Source organism: Streptosporangium sp. NPDC020072 (assembly GCF_040631445.1).
GTDB lineage: Bacteria > Actinomycetota > Actinomycetes > Streptosporangiales > Streptosporangiaceae > Streptosporangium.
On the sequence record NZ_JBEYAB010000004.1, the window covers coordinates 575,318 to 591,600 of the forward strand.

The window sequence follows — 16,283 nt, forward strand, 5'->3', positions numbered from 1 at the left end:
GGGATGGCGCGATGGCTGAGCGCAAGCCGTACCCGAGCGACTTAACCGACGCTCAGTGGGCGTTGATCGGACCGGTCCTCACGGCCTCAGCCCACGAGAACACGGCCGGGGTCGCCCTGCTGGACCGGGTCACCGTCGTCACCGAGGGCAGCGTGACCAAAGTGCTGGTCGACCAAGGGTTCAAGAACACGGTTGTCGCCCATGGCGCCAGCCTGGGAAGCGCCGTGGACATCGTCAAACGCAACCCCGCCGACAAAGCCCTTCGTGCCCCAGTCTGCTCGGCCGTCATCCGCGAAACCGACATCAAGGCCCTCCTCAACGCCTCGTGAGAGCGCGCCGCAGGCGGGTGGTGAGGTTCCGTGTCTGACCGTCGAGGGGCACCCCTACGTGGTACCGGCGGAGCCGCCACCGCCACCGTTTCCGCCGGTGCGTCCCTGAGTGTCCCCGCCGAGAAGGCCGGGACGATCGGAGTCCGTCCCGGACCGTCCACCGGCGCCGCCTGCGCCGCCGCTTACGTCGCCGTTGTCGCCAGAGGACTTGGGCTTCTTGTCGGGGCACGGCTTCGGCGTGGGCGGGACGCCGCACGACTCGGTGTCGTAGGTGAGGGTCAGCTCGCCGTCGCCCTGGCGGACACCGACGGTGAAGGTGGATCCGGCAGGGCCGAGACTCGACCCTCCGCCCCCGCCGCCGCCGTACATGGTGCTGGCGGAGGAGGAGCCGCCGGCGCCGCCGCCTTGTGCGCCGCCGCCACCGCCCCCGCCCGTGCCCATGTGCGGATCGGCGAGGTTGACGGCGCCGTTTCCTCCGGCGCGTCCTTGGGCGGCCCCGCCGGGAAGGCCGGGAAGGTCGGAGTCGGACACGGGCTGCCCACCGGCGCCGCCTACGCCGCCGTTACCGCCCGAGGAGCCGCCGACACCGGCGCCGGGTTGGTTCGGGGTGGCACCGTCGGTGCCGTTCTGGCCGCCGTCGCCACCTTGGCCTTCCGTTCCACCCGCGAAACTGCCGGCGCCTCCACCGCCAGCGCGGCCAGGTCGCGGACGTGCGTGTAGTACGTGGTCGCATACTCGTCCTCGATCGCCGCGAGGACCTTCTCAAGAACCGCCGTCATCCGGGTCAGGCTCGCATGTCGCTGTTCGTCGAGTGAGTCGTCGAGAACGCGCACGGCGTGGCCGTAGGCGTCCGCGTCGAGCATCACCAGGTCGTGGCCCGCGATGTCCAGGCCACGGAGGCCGGGCGGGAACGGCATGGCCATGTGCTCGGCCGTCATCTGGGAAAGGGCGGTGACCTTCTCTTCGAACACACCACAGAATCCCATCGGGTGTCACGGCACCGTCGTGACACCCCGGCTTCGTGTCAGGTGGGTCAGGGAAGCAGGAGACCCCAGTAGAGCGCCCACGGGACGAACGCGAGGCCCGCCGCCGTGACCACCCGTGCCCCTCGGGAGGCCGTACGCCACTGGGCGAGGCAGGTCAGCGCCGCCACGGCGGTGCCGACGGCCAGGAGTTGCGCCGCGAGCCAGGCGACGGGCCGGTCGAGCAGCAGGGGGCCGGGCGAGACGCCCTTGCTGTTCGAGGTCGCGACCAGCGTGACCATCGTGAACACGAACCCGGCCAGCGACAGGACGCCCGAGGCCGCCACGACGCGGGCGGACCACGCCAGACGCCGCCAGCGCACCACTCCGCCCAGGAACACCAGCAGCATCAGGACGAGCCCGCCGAGCTGGAGCTGCCAGGACGACCACCAGGCCGGCGTCGGAGGCTCCACGCTCCGCGTTTCCTGGGCTGGGTAAGGGTCGGCGCTGGGAGCCGGCGTCTCGCCCGCGGCCACCCGTCGCACCCAGGATCCGACCGTGTCGGCGTAGCCGGGGACGAGGGTCCGGTCGTCGGCGCGCAGCGAGTGCCCGGCGTTCGGGAAGAACCTGACGGTCAGGCTGCCGTGGACGTTCGCCCGGAACCGTTCGGCGCTCTCCGCGGGCATCACCTGGTTGTCCTCGGCTCCCCACAGGGCCAGCACCGGCCGGGTGAGCCGGGCGAGCGTGGGCGCGGGGTCGTGGTCGGCCTCGGGGAAGAGGCCCACGTCGCCCAGGAGCCGGTGGAACGTACCGGCGTAGGCCCTGTTCAGCGACCCGCGCACGCCCGCCCGGTGCACCTTGTTGGCCGCGTTCCACGACTGGGTGCGCAGCGGCGAGTAGCCGGGGCCGCCCACCGTGACCAGGAACTCCACGTCCTTGGACCTGGTGGCCGCGATCGGCGCCACCCAGCCGCCCTCGCTGACGCCCCACAGCCCGGTCCGCCCGACCGACGGCTGCTTCCTCAGTACGGTGAGGGCGGCCAGCGCGTCGTCGGCCAGTTGCCCGTAGTCACGCTCGGTCTTGGAGTAGCCGACCGAACGTTTGTCGGGGGCCAGTACCACCATGCCCTGCGCGGCGAACGCCTCGGCCTCGGCTCGCAGGTCCTCCCAGCCGTTGCCGTCACCCGAGCCGTGCACCAGCACCAGGCCGGGGAGCTTGCCCTCGGTCTGGGCGGGCTGGAAGATCCTGCCGCCCAGTCGCTGCCCGTCCGGGGTGGTGAAGGTGACATCGACGCTCTTCAACGGGACGTCCGGGGCGGCGGCCGGGTGGTGCAGGGACAGCGCCAGGAGCGCGGCTGCCACGAGCTTCATCGGTATCTCTCCAGGTCAACGGATCAATTGCACCGACAAGTCTTGATAAATCAGCCTTTGATCACATCGCCGACGCAGGCGATCTGAGGACTCACCCACGCGGGCGATACTTGGCGGTGATGTACGACAGGTTCCACCGGGCGGCGACGAACACCCTGCGCACCGTGCGCGCCCGGCTCCGCGCGCTCCCGCCGGGGGCCGCCGACGCCGCCATCGTGTTCGCGGTGCTCGTCGGACAGACCGTCCCGTTCCTGTTCACCGAGCGGATGTCCGGCCTGGAGCCGTGGACGTTCGCCGAGTACTGGCCGATCCTGTTCTCCTCGCTGCCACTGCTGCTGCGCCGCCGGTTCCCGATGGCGGTGTTCGTCGTGGTGGCGGCGGCCTCGGAGGTCTACGCGGCCCTGGGCCCCGACGTCCCGTCGCAGCCGGTGCCGTACGGATGGTTGGTCGCCCTCTACACGGTGGCCGAGCGGTCACCGCGGTGGCAGCGGGTGACGGCGATCCTGCTCAGCCTGGCCCCGGCGGTCACGGTTTCACCCACGACCTTCGTGCGCAGCACGCTGACGGCACTGGCCGCGTACGTGATGGGCCGGGCCGTCGTACAGCACCGGGAGTACGCGGCGCTCGTGGCCGAGCGGGCCGCCGAACGTGAACGTGCCAGAATCGCCCGCGACACGCACGACATCCTCGCGCACGGCATCAGCATCATGATCGTGCAGGCGGAGGCGGGGCCGTACGCCGCACGGACCTCGCCGGAACGGGCGGCTCAGGCGTTCCGGACGATCGCCGACGTCGGGCGGGACGCGCAGGCGCAGTTGCGCCGCATGCTCGACCTGCTCAAGGACGGCGAGCCCGCACTGGCGCCGCAGCCCACACTCGACGGTGTCGGGGAGCTGGTGGAGCGGGTCTCGGCGACGGGCCCCGAGGTGCGGCTGACCGTCGTCGGCGAGCCGGTGACACTGCCGGCGGACACCGAGGTGGCGGCGTACCGGATCGTGCAGGAGGCGCTCACCAACCTGGTCAAGCACGCCGGAGCCGCGACCGGTGAGGTCCGGCTCGACTGGAAGGACGACGAACTCATGATCACTGTCACGAACGGCGGCGGCTCGGCTTCCGTGGGCGCGGGAGGCCACGGCTTGATCGGGATGCGAGAGCGCGCCGTGGCCTGCGGCGGAACGCTCACCTGGGGCGTGGTCGCGGCCGGGTTCGAGATCGTGGCGAGGCTCCCCGCCGGGGCGTCGCGGTGACGATCAACGTGGTCGTGGCCGACGACCAGGAACTGGTGCGCAGCGGCTTCGTGCTCATCGTGGACGGCCAGCCCGACATGCGCGTCGTCGCCGAGGCGGGCGACGGCCGCACGGCCGTGGAGGCGGCCCGCGACCTGGCCCCGGACGTGATCCTCATGGACATCCGGATGCCTGGCCTCGACGGCATCGCCGCCGCCAGGATCGTGTGCGCCGAGACGGCCGCCAAGGTCGTCATGCTGACGACGTTCGACCAGGACGACTACGTCTATGACGCGCTTGAGGCCGGGGCCAGTGGTTTCCTGCTCAAGGACGTGCGCGCCGACGACCTGGTGCACGCCGTCCGCGTGGCCGCGGACGGGCAGGCCCTGCTGGCGCCCACGGTCACCCGCCGGCTGATCGACGACGTCGTACGCCGCCGAACCCGACCCGGCGCCCCGACCGCGGACCTGAGCGTGCTGACCGAGCGGGAGCGCGAGATCCTGACCCTGCTCGGCCGAGGCCTGTCGAACCCGGAGATCGCGGCGCACCTGGTGGTCAGCGGGCACACGGTCAAGACGCACGTCAGCAATGTGCTGACCAAGCTGGGGCTACGGGACCGTGTCCAGGCGGTCATCGCGGCCTACGAGGCGGGCCTGGTCCGGCCCGGATCGTAGGCCGCCGGGCCGGGCCCGGGGTGGCGGCGTCCCCGTGAACGGCCTGGAGGGCAGGCCGCCGACCTGCGGCGCCGTTGCCGCAGGAGCCGGTGACAGGCCTCAGGTTTTCTCCTCCCGCGAGGCGCAGCCGTTCAGGATGGTCCGGACCAGGGTCTGGACGACGTCCCGGTCGACGGTCTCCGGTGGTGCGGTGACCAGGGTGAACAGCGCGCCCCCGTAGAGCGCGATCAGGGTGGGAATCGTCTCGCGGGGGAGGGTGAGACCGAGTTTGTCGTGCTGCCCTGCGGTGATCCGTACCGCCGCGTCCCCCAGGCCCGCGAGGGCCGAGGCGAGCGCCGGGCGGCGTACGGACTCCAGCTGGAGCTCGAAGATCGCCAGATAGCGGTCGCGCAGTGTGGTCGCCGCCGTGAACAGCGACTCGGTCAGCAGGTCGTCCAGCGTCGCGGGCCGGTCGGTGGCCTGGCCGGTGTCTGTGTGGTGCAGCTCGACGACGCGCTCCGCAGCGGCCACCAGCAGCGTCTCCCGGTCACGGAAGTAGTTGGAGGCGGTTCCCGGCGGAAGGTCCGCCTCCTTCTCCACCGCGCGGTGGGTCAGCCCGTGCACGCCCGACGACGCCAGCAGCGCGATGGCGGCATCGGTCAGGGCGCGGCGACGGGCCGGATTGGTGGGCGGCATACAGTCACGCTATACCAGTAGGCGTACTAGTACGATCGTAGTGAATCGAGGAGGTTCCATGAGGATCGTGGTGGTTGGCGCCGGGCTTGGAGGAGTGGCGGCCGCGGTCGGGCTGCATCGCCTGGGCCATGAGGTGACGCTCTTCGAACGCGGCGCCGAGCTCAGGGAGGCGGGGACCGGGATCGTGGTCATGCCCAACGGGCTCCGGGCACTGGACACGCTGGGGCTGGCCGAAGACATCCGTGAGCACGTCATGCGTGAAGGCCGTGGAGGGCTGCGCGACCGGCACGGACGGCCCCTGCTGATCACCGACGTGGCCCAGGTACGGGAGCGGATCGGGATTCCCGTCATCATCGACCGGGCGCGTCTGCACCGGGCGCTACGCGCCCCGCTCCCCGCCGAGCGGGTGCGAACCTCCACCCCGGTCGAGCGTCTGGAACCCGACTCCACCGGGGTGACCGTGATCGCCGACGGTGAGCCCGTCGCCAGGGCGGACGTCGTGATCGCCGCCGACGGCATCGGCAGCAGGCTGCGGGCTCAGCTCTTCCCCGGCCACCCCGGGCTGCGGCGGACCGGCCGGATGGATCTGCGCGGCATGCTGCCCCGCCCGCCCGGTCTGGTGACGGACCTGCTCACCAGCCAGCTGGTCGACCGCCGCACCGGGGCGATGTTCGGCCTGTACCCCGTCGGCGAGGACCTCCTGTACTGGTTCACCGACTCCGTCCTGTACGGCACGCCGCCGGACGCGGAGGAGGCGCGCCGGTGGATGCTGTCCCTGACGGCCGACTGGCATCCCCTCGTCGCGACGCTGATCGAGGCCACCCCGCCCGCCGACATCTACGTCGACCCGATCGCCCGCCTGGCCGCGCCCCTGCCCTCGTTCGCGGTCGGCAGGGTCGCCTTCCTCGGCGACGCCGCGCACGCCATGCCGCCCGACCTCGGCCAGGGGGCCAGCCAGGCCTTCGAGGACGCCGCCGCGCTGACCCGCCACCTGACCGGCGCGGAACCGGCGGACGCCGCCCGGCGGCTCCTGCGTTACGACGCCGAGCGCAGGCCCAGCGCCAACCGCATGATGCGGGCGGCGTCCCGGCAGTCATGGCTGACCTCCCGGACCGGCCTCGCCGCGTCGCTGCGTGACGCCCTGCTGCGCGCGGTACCGTCCCGGCTGGCCACCCGGCAGCTCGCCGCCCTCTGGCGCGTCTGACGTCCGGCGCCGTGACCGGGAGCATGCTCGGGCGCGTTCTCCGAGAAGGCTCAGGGAGGTTCGGATGGAAAAACCATTACCCTTCGAACTCGATCCATTACATACTGTGCTGGAAGTGCCTTGAGGGATCTTCCTTAACCACCCAGAAAAGGAGAAACCACCATGAAGGTAACGACCTCCACCGCCCGGATCGCCGTCGCCGTCGGCGCTCTCGGGCTCATCGCCCTGGCCTGCGCGACCCCGGCCTCGGCCGCCGTCCCCACCTCGACGACCACCGCGACGGCCGGCGACATCTGCCTGTGGAGCGGGCGCAACTACACCGGCGCCTCGTGGTGCTGGAACCCCGGCAACGGCTACGTCGACGTCCCCCCGGCCCTGCACGACAACGTCGGCTCCTTCAAGGCCGACGCCAACGGCTGCTTCATCAACTGGATCCACGTCCCCGACCGCAGGGAGACCCGCGTCGTCCGCAGGGGCGACTACCGCAGGGTCTACGACAACGACTTCGGCGGCAAGATCGACGCGGTGGCGCCTTCCTGCTGATCCGGCGACATCCCGTCAGACAAGGAACCCGGGTCGTACGCGGCCCGGGTTCCGTCTGGGCGGGGTCAGGCTCCGCCGAAGGTGAAGCGGAGCAAGCCCTTGTCCAGGCGGGCCATGCCGGGGATCACCCGCATGATCCCGCAGCGGATACGTTCGCCGCGCGGCATCTTCGCCACCTCGGGAGAGGTGATCAGCCGTTGTCGCTCGACGAGCCGCAGGTCGGAATTCCAGCGCTCCACGTCGTGTGGGTCGTCGAACCCCTCGTTGACGGGAGCCCCGATCGTCCTGATGGCCGGTACGACCCTGCGCATCAACCGGCTGGAGAGCTTGGAGAAGCCCAGCAGGAGGATCTCGCCTCTCTCGAAGTGGGCGGTGATCCGGCGCAGCAGCCTGACGAAGGTGGGCCTGGTCATCCACGGGTAGAGCCCGTCCATGACCACGACCACCGGCCGATCCGCCGGCAGCGCCTCCAGCCAGCCGTCCTCGTCGAGCGACAGGGCCAGCGCGTGGACGCGGTCGGTCTCGTCGTAGAGCTTCGCGCGTACGGCCATGATGCCGGGCAGGTCCACGTCGTACCAGTCCACGCCGGGCGGGGGGTCGATCCGGTAACCGCGGCTGTCCAGCCCGCATCCGAGGTCGAGCACGACCGCGTCCGGGTGGCGGGCGACGAACCGGCGCACCCATCGGTCGAAGTGGACGGCCCTGATGCTGACGTTGAGCCGCTCCTTCTCCTCCAGCCGGGGAGTCGGCCGCAGGCGCCGCCAGTCGTAGTCGAGGGCCTGGGCGGCCTTCTCGGCGTACGGGTCTCCCAGGATGGGGTCGTCCGACCTGGCGTCCAGTGCCCGTGCGTGCAAGGTGATGAGAGAGGTCTCCTCGATGCCGGAGAGCCCGGCCGTACTGATGCCTGGCATGGCAACCGCCGTTTCCCTGATCGCTGAAAACTTTACCAACGATAGCTTTAATGCGGCCGTACGGCTCTGGCAAGCGCTAAAGAGCAAGATCCTTGGATGATTACGTGATTCACGGTTAACATGATCAAGAGGGTGTGGCCGGATCAGGTACGGTCGACGCGTCGTGGATGGACGGAGGGGCGGGGCGGATGCCGGAGGTTGAGCAGACGCGATCGCGTCCACGACGCGGCAGGCCGCCGGGGAACCGGCGCGCGTTGATCCTTCGCGAAGCCGCCCGTCTGTTCCACGAGCGCGGATTCCACGGGACGAGCATCATCCAGATCGGTGCCGCGGCCGGAGTGAAGGGGCCGACGGTGTATCGGCACTTCCCCGACAAGAACGCCGTGCTGGTCGCCCTGATCGAGCAGAGCGCGGAGCGCTCCGAAGCGGAGATCGCCCAGATCGTTCGCGAGGGAGGAAGCCCGCGCGAGGTTCTGGAGCGGCTGGTCCACGCCCAGGTCCGCCAGGCCGTCGACGACGGTCCGCTGTCCGCGGTCGCCGCCCGTGAGCTGCGCAGTCTGTCCCCCGAGACGAGCGAGCCACTGCTACGGCGCGGGCGGGCCAACCTCCAGGAGTGGGTGCGCCGAATCGTCGGAGCACGACCCGAGCTGACCGAGGACGAGGCGCGGGCGCTGGCGGTCGGCGCGAAATGGCTGATCTTCACCGTCGCGACCGGCCACGTGGGACTCGACGACCACCTGCTGCACCGCCTCATCGTCCGCATGACACTGGCCATGCTCCTGCCCGGCCGCTCGCACCGGGCTCCGGCGGACCCGGCACCCGCGGTGACGCCCGCACCCCTGGCGGACGGCGACCGGCGTGAACTGATCATCCGGGAGGCCGCGCGCCTGTTCGTCGAGAAGGGCTACCACGCGACCGGCATGGACGAGATCGGCGAGGCGGTGGGCGTCACGGGGCCTGCGCTCTACCACCACGTCAAGGGCAAGGACGAGCTGCTGCTGGCGGTACTGCAGGCCGAGGCCGACCGCGCCGAGGCCGAGGTCGCGGAGACGTACGTCGTGGACGGCCCGGCGGAGCGGCTCCTGGAGGCACTGGTACGCAGGCGGGTGCGCAGGGCGCTCACCGACGCCCATCTCATGGCGGTCGTCGAGCGGGAGTCGTACGGCCTGCCGCCGCGACGGCGACAGGCGCTGCTCCGCCGCCGACGGCTCAACCACGAGGAATGGACGCATCTCGTCTCCGAGTCTCGTTCCGACCTGCGCGACCCCGAGGCCCGCGCGGTGGTCGACGGAGTCAGGGCCCTCATCTTCGGCCTCGTCATGTCCGGCACGTCACTCGTCGGCGACCGGCTGGAGGCCGTGACACTCGATGCGGCGCTCGCCGTACTGTTCCCGGCCGAGGCGGGGGAAGCCGTCGGCCGGCCGAGGTCGTGTGGTTAGGGGGCGCATGGACATCGACCTCGCCGCGCTCCGTGCCGCGTTCGACGTCGGGACGTGCGCGCCGCCCCTGGGCTGGGACGCCGTGCGTGCCTTCGAGGCGGAACACGGGATCGTCCTGCCGGAGCCGTACCGGACGTTCGTCGCCGAGGTCTGTGACGGGTCCCGCTCGGGGCCGCCGGACTTCGGGCTGGTGCCGTTGGCCGAGCTGCCCAGGGACTGGGGGGACCGTCGGCCGCGACGGGTCCTGGCCCGGCCCTTCCCGCTGACGGCGGTGTGGGCGTGGGAGGACGATCCACGCCCGTCGGAGGAGATCGACCCTCTGCTCGAACGGGTCTTCTACCACGGCTCGATCGTGCTGGGCACCGACGGGTGCGGCATGTACTGGCACCTCGTCGTCAGCGGCCCACACCGGGGGCACGTCTGGCAGATCAGCGGCGAGGGCGCCGTCCCCTTCGGCGCGGAGTTCGGCACCACCACGGGGAGTTCGGGGTTCGCCGGATGGGTCGAGCACTGGGTCGCGGGGAGGCCCTGGTTCGACGTCTGAGGGTCACGGCGCGGCGCCGTCCGGTCGAGCCGCTCACCGGGCGCGACCGGCGACCACGGCGGGATCAGGTGTGACCGTGACCCGGCACGACCAGGCCGCCCTCGTAGGCCGCGATCACGGCCTGCACCCGGTCACGCAGGCCGAGCTTGGTGAGGATGTTGCTGACGTGGGACTTCACGGTGTGCTCGCTGAGGACCATCGTGGCGGCGATCTCGGCGTTGGACTGCCCCAGGGCGATCATCCGCAGGGTCTCCTGTTCCCTGGCGGTCAGCACGTCGAGTTCTCCGGCCGGTGGCCTCACGGCCTGGACCCGGGAGGTGAACTCGGCGATCAGCTTGCGGGTGACCGAGGGGGCCAGCAGCGACTCACCGGCCGCCACCACGCGTACGGCGTGCACCAGGTCGTCCCGCCGTACGTCCTTGAGCAGGAACCCGCTCGCGCCCGCCCGCAGCGCCTCGAACACGTAGTCGTCGAGGTCGAACGTGGTCAGCATGAGCACCCGGCACGGCGTCTCGGCCGAGACGATCCCGGCCGCCTCGATGCCGTCCATCCTGGGCATCCGGATGTCGAGCAGCAGCACGTCCGGCCTGTGCGCGCGGGCCGCCTCGACGGCCTCGACCCCGTCCCCCACCTCGGCGACGACCTCGATGTCGGGCTGGGCGTCGAGGATCATGCCGAACCCGGTCCGGACGAGCTCCTGGTCGTCGGCGATGACGACACGCAGGCCGCTCACGCCGCCACCCCGAGGGGAAGACGGACGACGACCTCGAAGCCGGGGCCGTCGGAGCGCGGTCCCGCCGAGGCGGTGCCGTGGCAGGCGGCGGCGCGCTCACGGATGCCGATCAGGCCGTTACCGCCACGGGGGAGCGCGCGCGAGGCCCCCTTGCCGTCGTCGGTGATGTGGATCATGAGTTCGTCGTCCCGCCAGTCGAGTCGGATGTCGGCGCGGGTGGCGCCGGAGTGCTTGACGATATTGGTGAGCGCCTCCTGGGTCACCCGGTAGGCCGCGACGTCGACGTCACCGGGGAGCGGGACGGGGGTGCCGGTGACGACGTAGTTCACGGCCAGCCCGGGGTTCGCGACCTGGTCGGTCAGACCGGGCAGGTCGGCGATCGTGGGCTGCGGCGCGCGCTGCCCCTCGCCCTCCTTGAGCACGCCGAGCAGTCTGCGGAGCTGAGTCATCGCGTCGCGCCCCGAGGCGGCGATCGCGTCGAACGTGGCCTCGGCCCGGTCGGGATCGCTGCGCACCACGACCGGCCCGGCCTCGGCCTGGACGACCATGAGGCTGACCGCGTGGGCCAGGATGTCGTGCATGTCCCTGGCGATGCGGGCCCGCTCGCGCTCCACGGCCCGTTCGGCCTCGATCCGGCGTTCGCGCTGGAGCTGGGCGGCCCGCTCCTCAAGGGCGGCGGCGTGGCTCCGGGAGACGGCCGCGGCCCGGCCGACGGCGTAGGCGGCGACGAACAGCACGACGCCGCGCACCGCCGTGTCGGACGACCCGGTGAACGCGAGCCCGCCGACGGTGGCCACGGCCAGCGCGATGACACGCGGCCACCAGGAGGCGTAGGCGGCGGCGGAGTACATCGCCACCAGCGCGCCGTACCAGACGGGCTGGGCGGCGACCCGGTCGGACAGGTCGTAGAGGGCGACGGCGCCGAGGGTGACGATGAGCGTGACCACCGGTGCCCGCCGCCGCCACATCAGGGGTACGGTCGCCGCGAGCACGACGGCGTACCCCCACCAGCTCAACGACTCCTGGGCGGCGGAGAGGAGCGGCCAGAGTTGGACCACCAGGACCAGCGCGGTGAGTGCCACGTCCAGCTGGAGTGCCGGGATGGCGCGCAGCCGATCAAAAAGGGGCATAAGGCGCATTCTCTACTCGTCACACAGAAGCCGGTACGGCGGGCTCGACCACACGGTGCCGGCCGTCGGCCAGGCGGGACGCGCGGGACACCCGGGCCAGCGCCAGGAAGGAGACCAGCAGGCAGGCGCCGCCCAGCGGCATCAGGTCCTTGTCCACGAACGGCACCAGCACGTCGGCGATCACCAGGACGGGCGTCCACGCCTTGACGCGGCGCTGGGCCGCCAGCTGTACGACCAGGCCGATCTGGGCGACGAAGAACAGCAGCGGACCGAAGTCGTAGACCACCTGCTGAACGCCGGGAACCGCCTGGACCTGGTCGAACAGCACGCCCATCTCGGCGTGGTCGGCTGCCTGGAACCCCAGGACGATGTCGATGAAGAACTGGGCGATCAGTGTGGCGATGCCGACATATCCGGCGGAAGCCAGCCCGGTGGCCAGGGGCCCGCGACCGGCCAGCCTTCGCATCTCGTGGAACGCCATGGCGAAGAACACCAGGGCACCGATGAAGGCCAGGTGCCCGGTCGTCCAGGCGACGCCGGGGCCGCGGACACCGTCCAGGCCGTCGAGGATGCGGAGCACGCCGTAGGCGAAGGTGAGGACGGGGGCGGCGACGAAGGCGATACGGGGGTTCATCTCGTTGACTCCTTGGTGGGGCTGACCTCCTTAATCCTGGTTTTTCACGACTTTGTGGACATCGCCGCGACGAGCGAACTCCCACCCCCCTCTCAGGAGGGATCCGCCGGACCGGACAGGCTCCTGAGAGGGGGTCCCCACCGGTCTTGCCGACGGAGTGCCGTCACCTGAGGGCTCTCATCGGCTTGCCGTGCCGTTCCCTTCGGAGGGGACCATCCCCGCGTGCGCGGGGAGCACCCCCTCCCCGTATACCCGACACTCAGGCACAGGGGACCATCCCCGCGTGCGCGGGGAGCACAAGCGCCAGGTTGTCGCCGACGAACAAGACCTGGGACCATCCCCGCGTGCGCGGGGAGCACCCTTGGTGACCTGGGGGTTTATCGGCGTGAGGGGCTGAAATTCATTACTTCTGTTGAGTTGGACATCTCGGGCATGGTGTCTCTTGGGGAGAGGCGAACGCTGGTAGCCAGGGTAGTGATCGGCCGGGCTCTGGGTGGCTTCGTGGGGTGGGTGTCCACAGCCTGTGGAATCAACGCGAGGCCGTACGGATGAAAAGGCCTCAGGCCCGGGTTCGGGGTGACCGGGCCTGAGGGGTTCGGGGTGTTGGATCAGCCGATGGCGTAGGCGCGGGTGATCGTCTGGGTCAGGTCGGTGCCCGAAGGGTCGGTCACGGTCGCGCGGAGGGAGACGAAACCGGGCGTACGCGGGTTCGGCACCATGCTGGTCCACCCGGAGCCGGTACGGACTACCGGGATCCGACGCCAGTGCGCACCGTCGTCGGCCGACATCTCCAACCGGATCGAGGTCCGGCTCGACGACCACCCCGAAGTCCCGGCCGAGGAACCGGAGGAAGTCCCAGCCGAAGAATCGGCCGAGGAACCAGAGGAAGGCGCGGCCGAGGAGTCCGAGGAAGGCCCGGCCGACGGTGAGGAGCCGGGGTTGTGGTCGAGCCAGAGGGGGAGCCGGGTCAGGCTGCCGGGCTTGGCGCGGTTGAAGGAGTCCAGGTCCGCCGGGCCGTACCGGACGGCGGTCAGGGGGAGCGGCTGTTCCTTGACCGTGGTCGCCGAGCGGAACGTCCAGGCGGACTCGACGGCGGTGGACAGTGTCGAGTACGGCACCTGCCTGTGCATCGACGCGGTCAGCGTGTAGGTCCCCGGCCCGGCGGGGAGGGCGGTACGGAGTTCGCAGGTCCGCGTGTCGAAGGCGTCACAGCCGACGAGGTCGGCCGTGGCCAGCGTCTTTCCGTCCCCGGTGAGGGTGGCGGTGCCGGTCGCGGCGCTGTCGGAGCCGGTTCTCTCCCGGCCGCCGTCGGCGAACATCCCCGCCCCGGTGAAGAGCAGTTCGTCGCCGGTGCGGCCGCCGTTCGGCAGCAGGAACGACGGACCTGTGACGGCGGCGTTCACGGTCTCGCCGGTCTGTCCGCGCCTGGCGAGCCCGCCCGCGCCGAAGACGATGGAGCCACCGACCTGCAGGCCGTCCTCGTAGGCCACCCCGGGGGTCCGGTAGTGCACGAGCGTTCCCGGCAGGGGGATGTCCCCGACGGGAATGCCCATGAGTGTGCCGGGGAACTTGTCGGAGGAACGCCCGGACATCGGCGCCCCGGTGGCCGCGGTTCCCGAGGCGCGGTAGGTCGTGGTGATCTTCGCGAGGTCCCGCTTCCTGGCGTCGTAGACGGGGTTGTCGGGGAGGCCGTCGGTGTGGTGGTCCACCAGGTCGTAGACGTAGGGGCTGGGCGTGACGTCCTTGCTCAGCCATGTGGTGTGCAGGTCGTAGGTCAGGCCCGCCAGACGAACCGGGACGAAGCGCTGGGAACCGACGTCAGCAGTCGCGAAAGCCGTCAAGCTCCACGCGCCGTGGACCAGTCCGAGGTCGAAGCCACGTTGGCGTTCGGCGGTCGGGTCGTCGAGGGTGGCCCCGGCCGCTCTGCCCTGACGCGCGTCCGTCGTCAGGCGGAGGTCCGCACCGTCGACCTTGAACGGGGAGACGGCGGTGGTGAAGGAGCTCCTGCCGTCCACCCGTTCCGCTGTCTCGGTGAAGAGGTTCCAGTCGCCCTTGGCGAGCCGTACGGTGGCCGTGCCGTTCTGGAACGCCAGGCCCATGGTCTTGCCCGACTTCGCGTCGTAGATCTCGGCCATCCAGGGATCGACCGGCTGCCCCTGCCTGTCGAGGGCGTTGACGGTGACGTCGTAGGACTCGGGTTCGACGTACGCGCCGGCGAAGGTGCGGACCACGGTGTCACCGGAGGTGGCGGTGACCGTCCCCACGTGCTCTCCCGGGGCCTTGCCGGCCGCGTCGACGGTGACCGTGACCGAGGCCTGTCCTCCGGCGGGCACGTCGAGGCGCTGGGTGCCGAGCCGGAGCACGTCCCCTCCACGGTCAGGTCGAGGCTGACCGGGGTTTCGCCCGCGTTGGCGTAGGTGATGGTCCCGGTCTTCTCCCGCCCGTCGGGTCCCTTCCAGGGGAAGGCGGCCCAGGTGCCCTCGGACTGGGCCGTGACCTGCTGCCTCAGCGCGCGGACCACGTCCACCCGCCCGGTGCCCTGCTGGTACGGCGTGGCGCCGGACGTGGGACGGGCGCTGCCGACCAGGGCGGCCTTGAGCCGCTGCCCGGTCCAGTCGGGGTGCCGCTGGGCGAGGATGGCCGCGGCCCCGGCCACGTGTGGTGAGGCCATGGAGGTGCCGCTCGCGGCGACGTGGGGACCGTCGGCGGTGCCCTGGGCCGCCGCCGCGACGATGTCCGTACCCGGTGCGGTGAGGTCCGGCTTGACGGCGTGGTCGCCGATCCGGGGGCCGAGGCTGGAGAAGTAGGCCACCTGGTCCCGCCTGTCGACGGCACCGACCGCGAGGGCGGCGTCGGCGCCGGCGGGGCTGCTCACCGGAAGGCTGCCGCCGTCGTTGCCCGCGGCGACGACGAACAGGGTGCCGGTCTCCGCGGACAGCGTGTTCACCGCCTCCTCCACGGGGTCGATCCCCGGCTGGTCGTCGTAGCCCAGGCTCATGTTGACGATCTTGGCCTTGACCTCGCGGGCGGCCCATTCCATGCCCGCCAGGACGGCGGAGTCCGAGGGACCCAGCTCGCCGCCGACCTTCCCGATGGCCAGCCGGGCACCGGGGGCCACTCCCCGGTACTTCTCCCCGTTGCCCGCGACGATCGAGGCGACGTGGGTGCCGTGGCCAAGGGTGTCGCGGATGTCGGGATCTTCGCTGAAGTTGCGCTCCTGGGTTACCACGCCCTTCAGGTCCGGATGGTCGGGGTCGTAGCCGGAGTCGAGCACGGCGACCGTGACGTCCTTGCCGGTCAGCCCCTGCTTCCACGCCTCGGGGGCGCCGATCTGCGCGGTGCTCCGGTCGAGGCTGAAGGACCGGCGGCCGTCCAGCCAGATCTTGGCGGTAGCCGGAGCCAGGGTACGGCCGCCCGCCAGGTCCTTCCATGCCTGGGCCGCGCCGTTCTTGGGCAGGTGGAAGGCGGCCATGCCGAGGCCGTCGAGCCGCCGCAGACCCCGCGCGCTCCCGAGGGCGGGGGCCGGGCCGTTCTCCGACCGGGTGATCAGTGGGATGTCGGGGGTGTCGGCGTCGCCGTACCGCCACTGGAGCAGTTGGGTGACGTCGAACAGCCGGGGGTCGAGCACGCCCTTGGCGATCAGGGGCTGGGCGTCGGAGGGGGTCACGTGCAGGTGCCCGTCCCGCGTCCGGCTCGCGAAGACGACCTCCGTACGGCCGGGGCCTGGGATGATCCGGTGTCCACGGCCGACGATGACGACGCGGTCCCCGGTGATCAGGGTGACCCCGTCGGCCGGTTGAGGTGGTTGGGAGGGAGGCGTCGGGGTGACGCCCAGGGCCGTCGCCGCGAGAGCGACGGCGAGGAACGGTTTGCCGAAGATCATGGCCTTCCTAGGGGTTGAGGGGGATG

At 71.3% G+C, this 16,283-nt stretch carries 16 protein-coding genes and 1 CRISPR repeat array; of the genes, 7 read left to right on the forward strand and 9 right to left on the reverse strand.

Features of this window, described 5'->3' with window-relative positions; translation table 11 throughout:
- The first annotated feature begins 11 nt into the window (after positions 1-11).
- Positions 12-329 carry a hypothetical protein gene (locus ABZ470_RS12280; protein ID WP_362911376.1) on the forward strand — a complete coding sequence of 106 codons (318 nt, stop codon included), beginning with the start codon at positions 12-14 and terminating at the stop codon, positions 327-329.
- A 54-nt stretch (positions 330-383) separates the two neighbouring features.
- Here ABZ470_RS12280 and ABZ470_RS12285 read toward each other — a convergent pair whose 3' ends face one another.
- The 3 genes from ABZ470_RS12285 to ABZ470_RS12295 all read right to left on the reverse strand — a co-directional run bounded on the left by ABZ470_RS12285 (position 384) and on the right by ABZ470_RS12295 (position 2,661).
- Entirely contained in the window at positions 384-860 is a 477-nt protein-coding gene (locus tag ABZ470_RS12285) for a hypothetical protein (protein WP_362911377.1), read from the reverse strand.
- A gap of 20 nt (positions 861-880) precedes the next feature.
- Positions 881-1,300 carry a hypothetical protein gene (locus ABZ470_RS12290; protein ID WP_362911378.1) on the reverse strand — a complete coding sequence of 140 codons (420 nt, stop codon included), beginning with the start codon at positions 1,298-1,300 and terminating at the stop codon, positions 881-883.
- A gap of 62 nt (positions 1,301-1,362) precedes the next feature.
- Positions 1,363-2,661 carry a prolyl oligopeptidase family serine peptidase gene (locus ABZ470_RS12295; protein WP_362911379.1) on the reverse strand — a complete coding sequence of 433 codons (1,299 nt, stop codon included), beginning with the start codon at positions 2,659-2,661 and terminating at the stop codon, positions 1,363-1,365.
- A gap of 119 nt (positions 2,662-2,780) precedes the next feature.
- On the opposite strand from ABZ470_RS12295, the gene ABZ470_RS12300 reads away from it, so the two are divergent.
- Both ABZ470_RS12300 and ABZ470_RS12305 read left to right on the forward strand, forming a co-directional pair.
- Positions 2,781-3,908, forward strand: coding sequence for a histidine kinase (locus ABZ470_RS12300; protein ID WP_362911380.1), 1,128 nt, complete (start codon positions 2,781-2,783; stop codon positions 3,906-3,908).
- Complete coding sequence (locus tag ABZ470_RS12305; protein ID WP_362911381.1) at positions 3,905-4,561, forward strand: response regulator transcription factor; 657 nt, start codon at positions 3,905-3,907, stop codon at positions 4,559-4,561. The genes ABZ470_RS12300 and ABZ470_RS12305 overlap by 4 nt, the downstream gene beginning before the upstream one ends.
- A 99-nt stretch (positions 4,562-4,660) precedes the next feature.
- Here ABZ470_RS12305 and ABZ470_RS12310 read toward each other — a convergent pair whose 3' ends face one another.
- Positions 4,661-5,236: a TetR family transcriptional regulator gene (locus ABZ470_RS12310; RefSeq protein ID WP_362911382.1), complete on the reverse strand. Its 576-nt coding sequence runs from the start codon at positions 5,234-5,236 to the stop codon at positions 4,661-4,663.
- A gap of 58 nt (positions 5,237-5,294) precedes the next feature.
- Here ABZ470_RS12310 and ABZ470_RS12315 point away from each other — a divergent pair, with 58 nt between their 5' ends.
- Both ABZ470_RS12315 and ABZ470_RS12320 read left to right on the forward strand, forming a co-directional pair.
- Complete coding sequence (locus tag ABZ470_RS12315) at positions 5,295-6,440, forward strand: FAD-dependent monooxygenase (RefSeq protein WP_362911383.1); 1,146 nt, start codon at positions 5,295-5,297, stop codon at positions 6,438-6,440.
- 162 nt (positions 6,441-6,602) lie between these two features.
- Complete coding sequence (locus tag ABZ470_RS12320; protein ID WP_362911384.1) at positions 6,603-6,983, forward strand: peptidase inhibitor family I36 protein; 381 nt, start codon at positions 6,603-6,605, stop codon at positions 6,981-6,983.
- Between the two features lie 65 nt (positions 6,984-7,048).
- Here the strand turns inward: ABZ470_RS12320 and ABZ470_RS12325 are convergent, their stop codons facing one another.
- Positions 7,049-7,894, reverse strand: coding sequence for a class I SAM-dependent methyltransferase (locus ABZ470_RS12325; protein WP_362911385.1), 846 nt, complete (start codon positions 7,892-7,894; stop codon positions 7,049-7,051).
- Positions 7,895-8,148: 254 nt separating this feature from the next.
- On the opposite strand from ABZ470_RS12325, the gene ABZ470_RS12330 reads away from it, so the two are divergent.
- Positions 8,149-9,333 carry a TetR/AcrR family transcriptional regulator gene (locus ABZ470_RS12330; RefSeq protein ID WP_362911386.1) on the forward strand — a complete coding sequence of 395 codons (1,185 nt, stop codon included), beginning with the start codon at positions 8,149-8,151 and terminating at the stop codon, positions 9,331-9,333.
- Positions 9,334-9,340: 7 nt separating this feature from the next.
- Positions 9,341-9,877, forward strand: a complete 537-nt coding sequence (locus ABZ470_RS12335) for an SMI1/KNR4 family protein (RefSeq protein ID WP_362911387.1) — start codon at positions 9,341-9,343, stop codon at positions 9,875-9,877.
- 64 nt (positions 9,878-9,941) lie between these two features.
- Here the strand turns inward: ABZ470_RS12335 and ABZ470_RS12340 are convergent, their stop codons facing one another.
- The 4 genes from ABZ470_RS12340 to ABZ470_RS12355 form a co-directional block, all read right to left on the reverse strand.
- The gene (locus ABZ470_RS12340; protein ID WP_362781552.1) at positions 9,942-10,610 is read right to left on the reverse strand and encodes a response regulator transcription factor; all 669 of its coding nucleotides are present in this window, start codon (positions 10,608-10,610) and stop codon (positions 9,942-9,944) included.
- Positions 10,607-11,740, reverse strand: a complete 1,134-nt coding sequence (locus tag ABZ470_RS12345; RefSeq protein WP_362911388.1) for a sensor histidine kinase — start codon at positions 11,738-11,740, stop codon at positions 10,607-10,609. Before ABZ470_RS12345 ends, ABZ470_RS12340 begins: the two co-directional genes overlap by 4 nt.
- A 19-nt stretch (positions 11,741-11,759) precedes the next feature.
- Positions 11,760-12,374, reverse strand: a complete 615-nt coding sequence (locus ABZ470_RS12350; protein ID WP_362911389.1) for a hypothetical protein — start codon at positions 12,372-12,374, stop codon at positions 11,760-11,762.
- Positions 12,375-12,580: 206 nt separating this feature from the next.
- A CRISPR array of direct repeats spans positions 12,581-12,735; the repeat unit is 29 nt; unit sequence GGGACCATCCCCGCGTGCGCGGGGAGCAC.
- Positions 12,736-14,319: 1,584 nt separating this feature from the next.
- Entirely contained in the window at positions 14,320-16,257 is a 1,938-nt protein-coding gene (locus tag ABZ470_RS12355) for a S8 family serine peptidase (protein ID WP_362911390.1), read from the reverse strand.
- Positions 16,258-16,283: the final 26 nt, after the last annotated feature.

Excerpts from the sequence above, each read along its gene's own strand:
- ABZ470_RS12325 (WP_362911385.1), bottom strand. The coding sequence starts at position 7,894 with ATGCCAGGCATCAGTACGGCCGGGCTCTCCGGCATCGAGGAGACCTCT.
- ABZ470_RS12280 (WP_362911376.1), top strand. The coding sequence starts at position 12 with ATGGCTGAGCGCAAGCCGTACCCGAGCGACTTAACCGACGCTCAGTGG.
- ABZ470_RS12315 (WP_362911383.1), top strand. The coding sequence starts at position 5,295 with ATGAGGATCGTGGTGGTTGGCGCCGGGCTTGGAGGAGTGGCGGCCGCG.
- ABZ470_RS12335 (WP_362911387.1), top strand. The coding sequence starts at position 9,341 with ATGGACATCGACCTCGCCGCGCTCCGTGCCGCGTTCGACGTCGGGACG.
- ABZ470_RS12310 (WP_362911382.1), bottom strand. The coding sequence starts at position 5,236 with ATGCCGCCCACCAATCCGGCCCGTCGCCGCGCCCTGACCGATGCCGCC.
- ABZ470_RS12320 (WP_362911384.1), top strand. The coding sequence starts at position 6,603 with ATGAAGGTAACGACCTCCACCGCCCGGATCGCCGTCGCCGTCGGCGCT.
- ABZ470_RS12345 (WP_362911388.1), bottom strand. The coding sequence starts at position 11,740 with ATGCCCCTTTTTGATCGGCTGCGCGCCATCCCGGCACTCCAGCTGGAC.
- ABZ470_RS12295 (WP_362911379.1), bottom strand. The coding sequence starts at position 2,661 with ATGAAGCTCGTGGCAGCCGCGCTCCTGGCGCTGTCCCTGCACCACCCG.
- ABZ470_RS12300 (WP_362911380.1), top strand. The coding sequence starts at position 2,781 with ATGTACGACAGGTTCCACCGGGCGGCGACGAACACCCTGCGCACCGTG.
- ABZ470_RS12350 (WP_362911389.1), bottom strand. The coding sequence starts at position 12,374 with ATGAACCCCCGTATCGCCTTCGTCGCCGCCCCCGTCCTCACCTTCGCC.
- ABZ470_RS12355 (WP_362911390.1), bottom strand. The coding sequence starts at position 16,257 with ATGATCTTCGGCAAACCGTTCCTCGCCGTCGCTCTCGCGGCGACGGCC.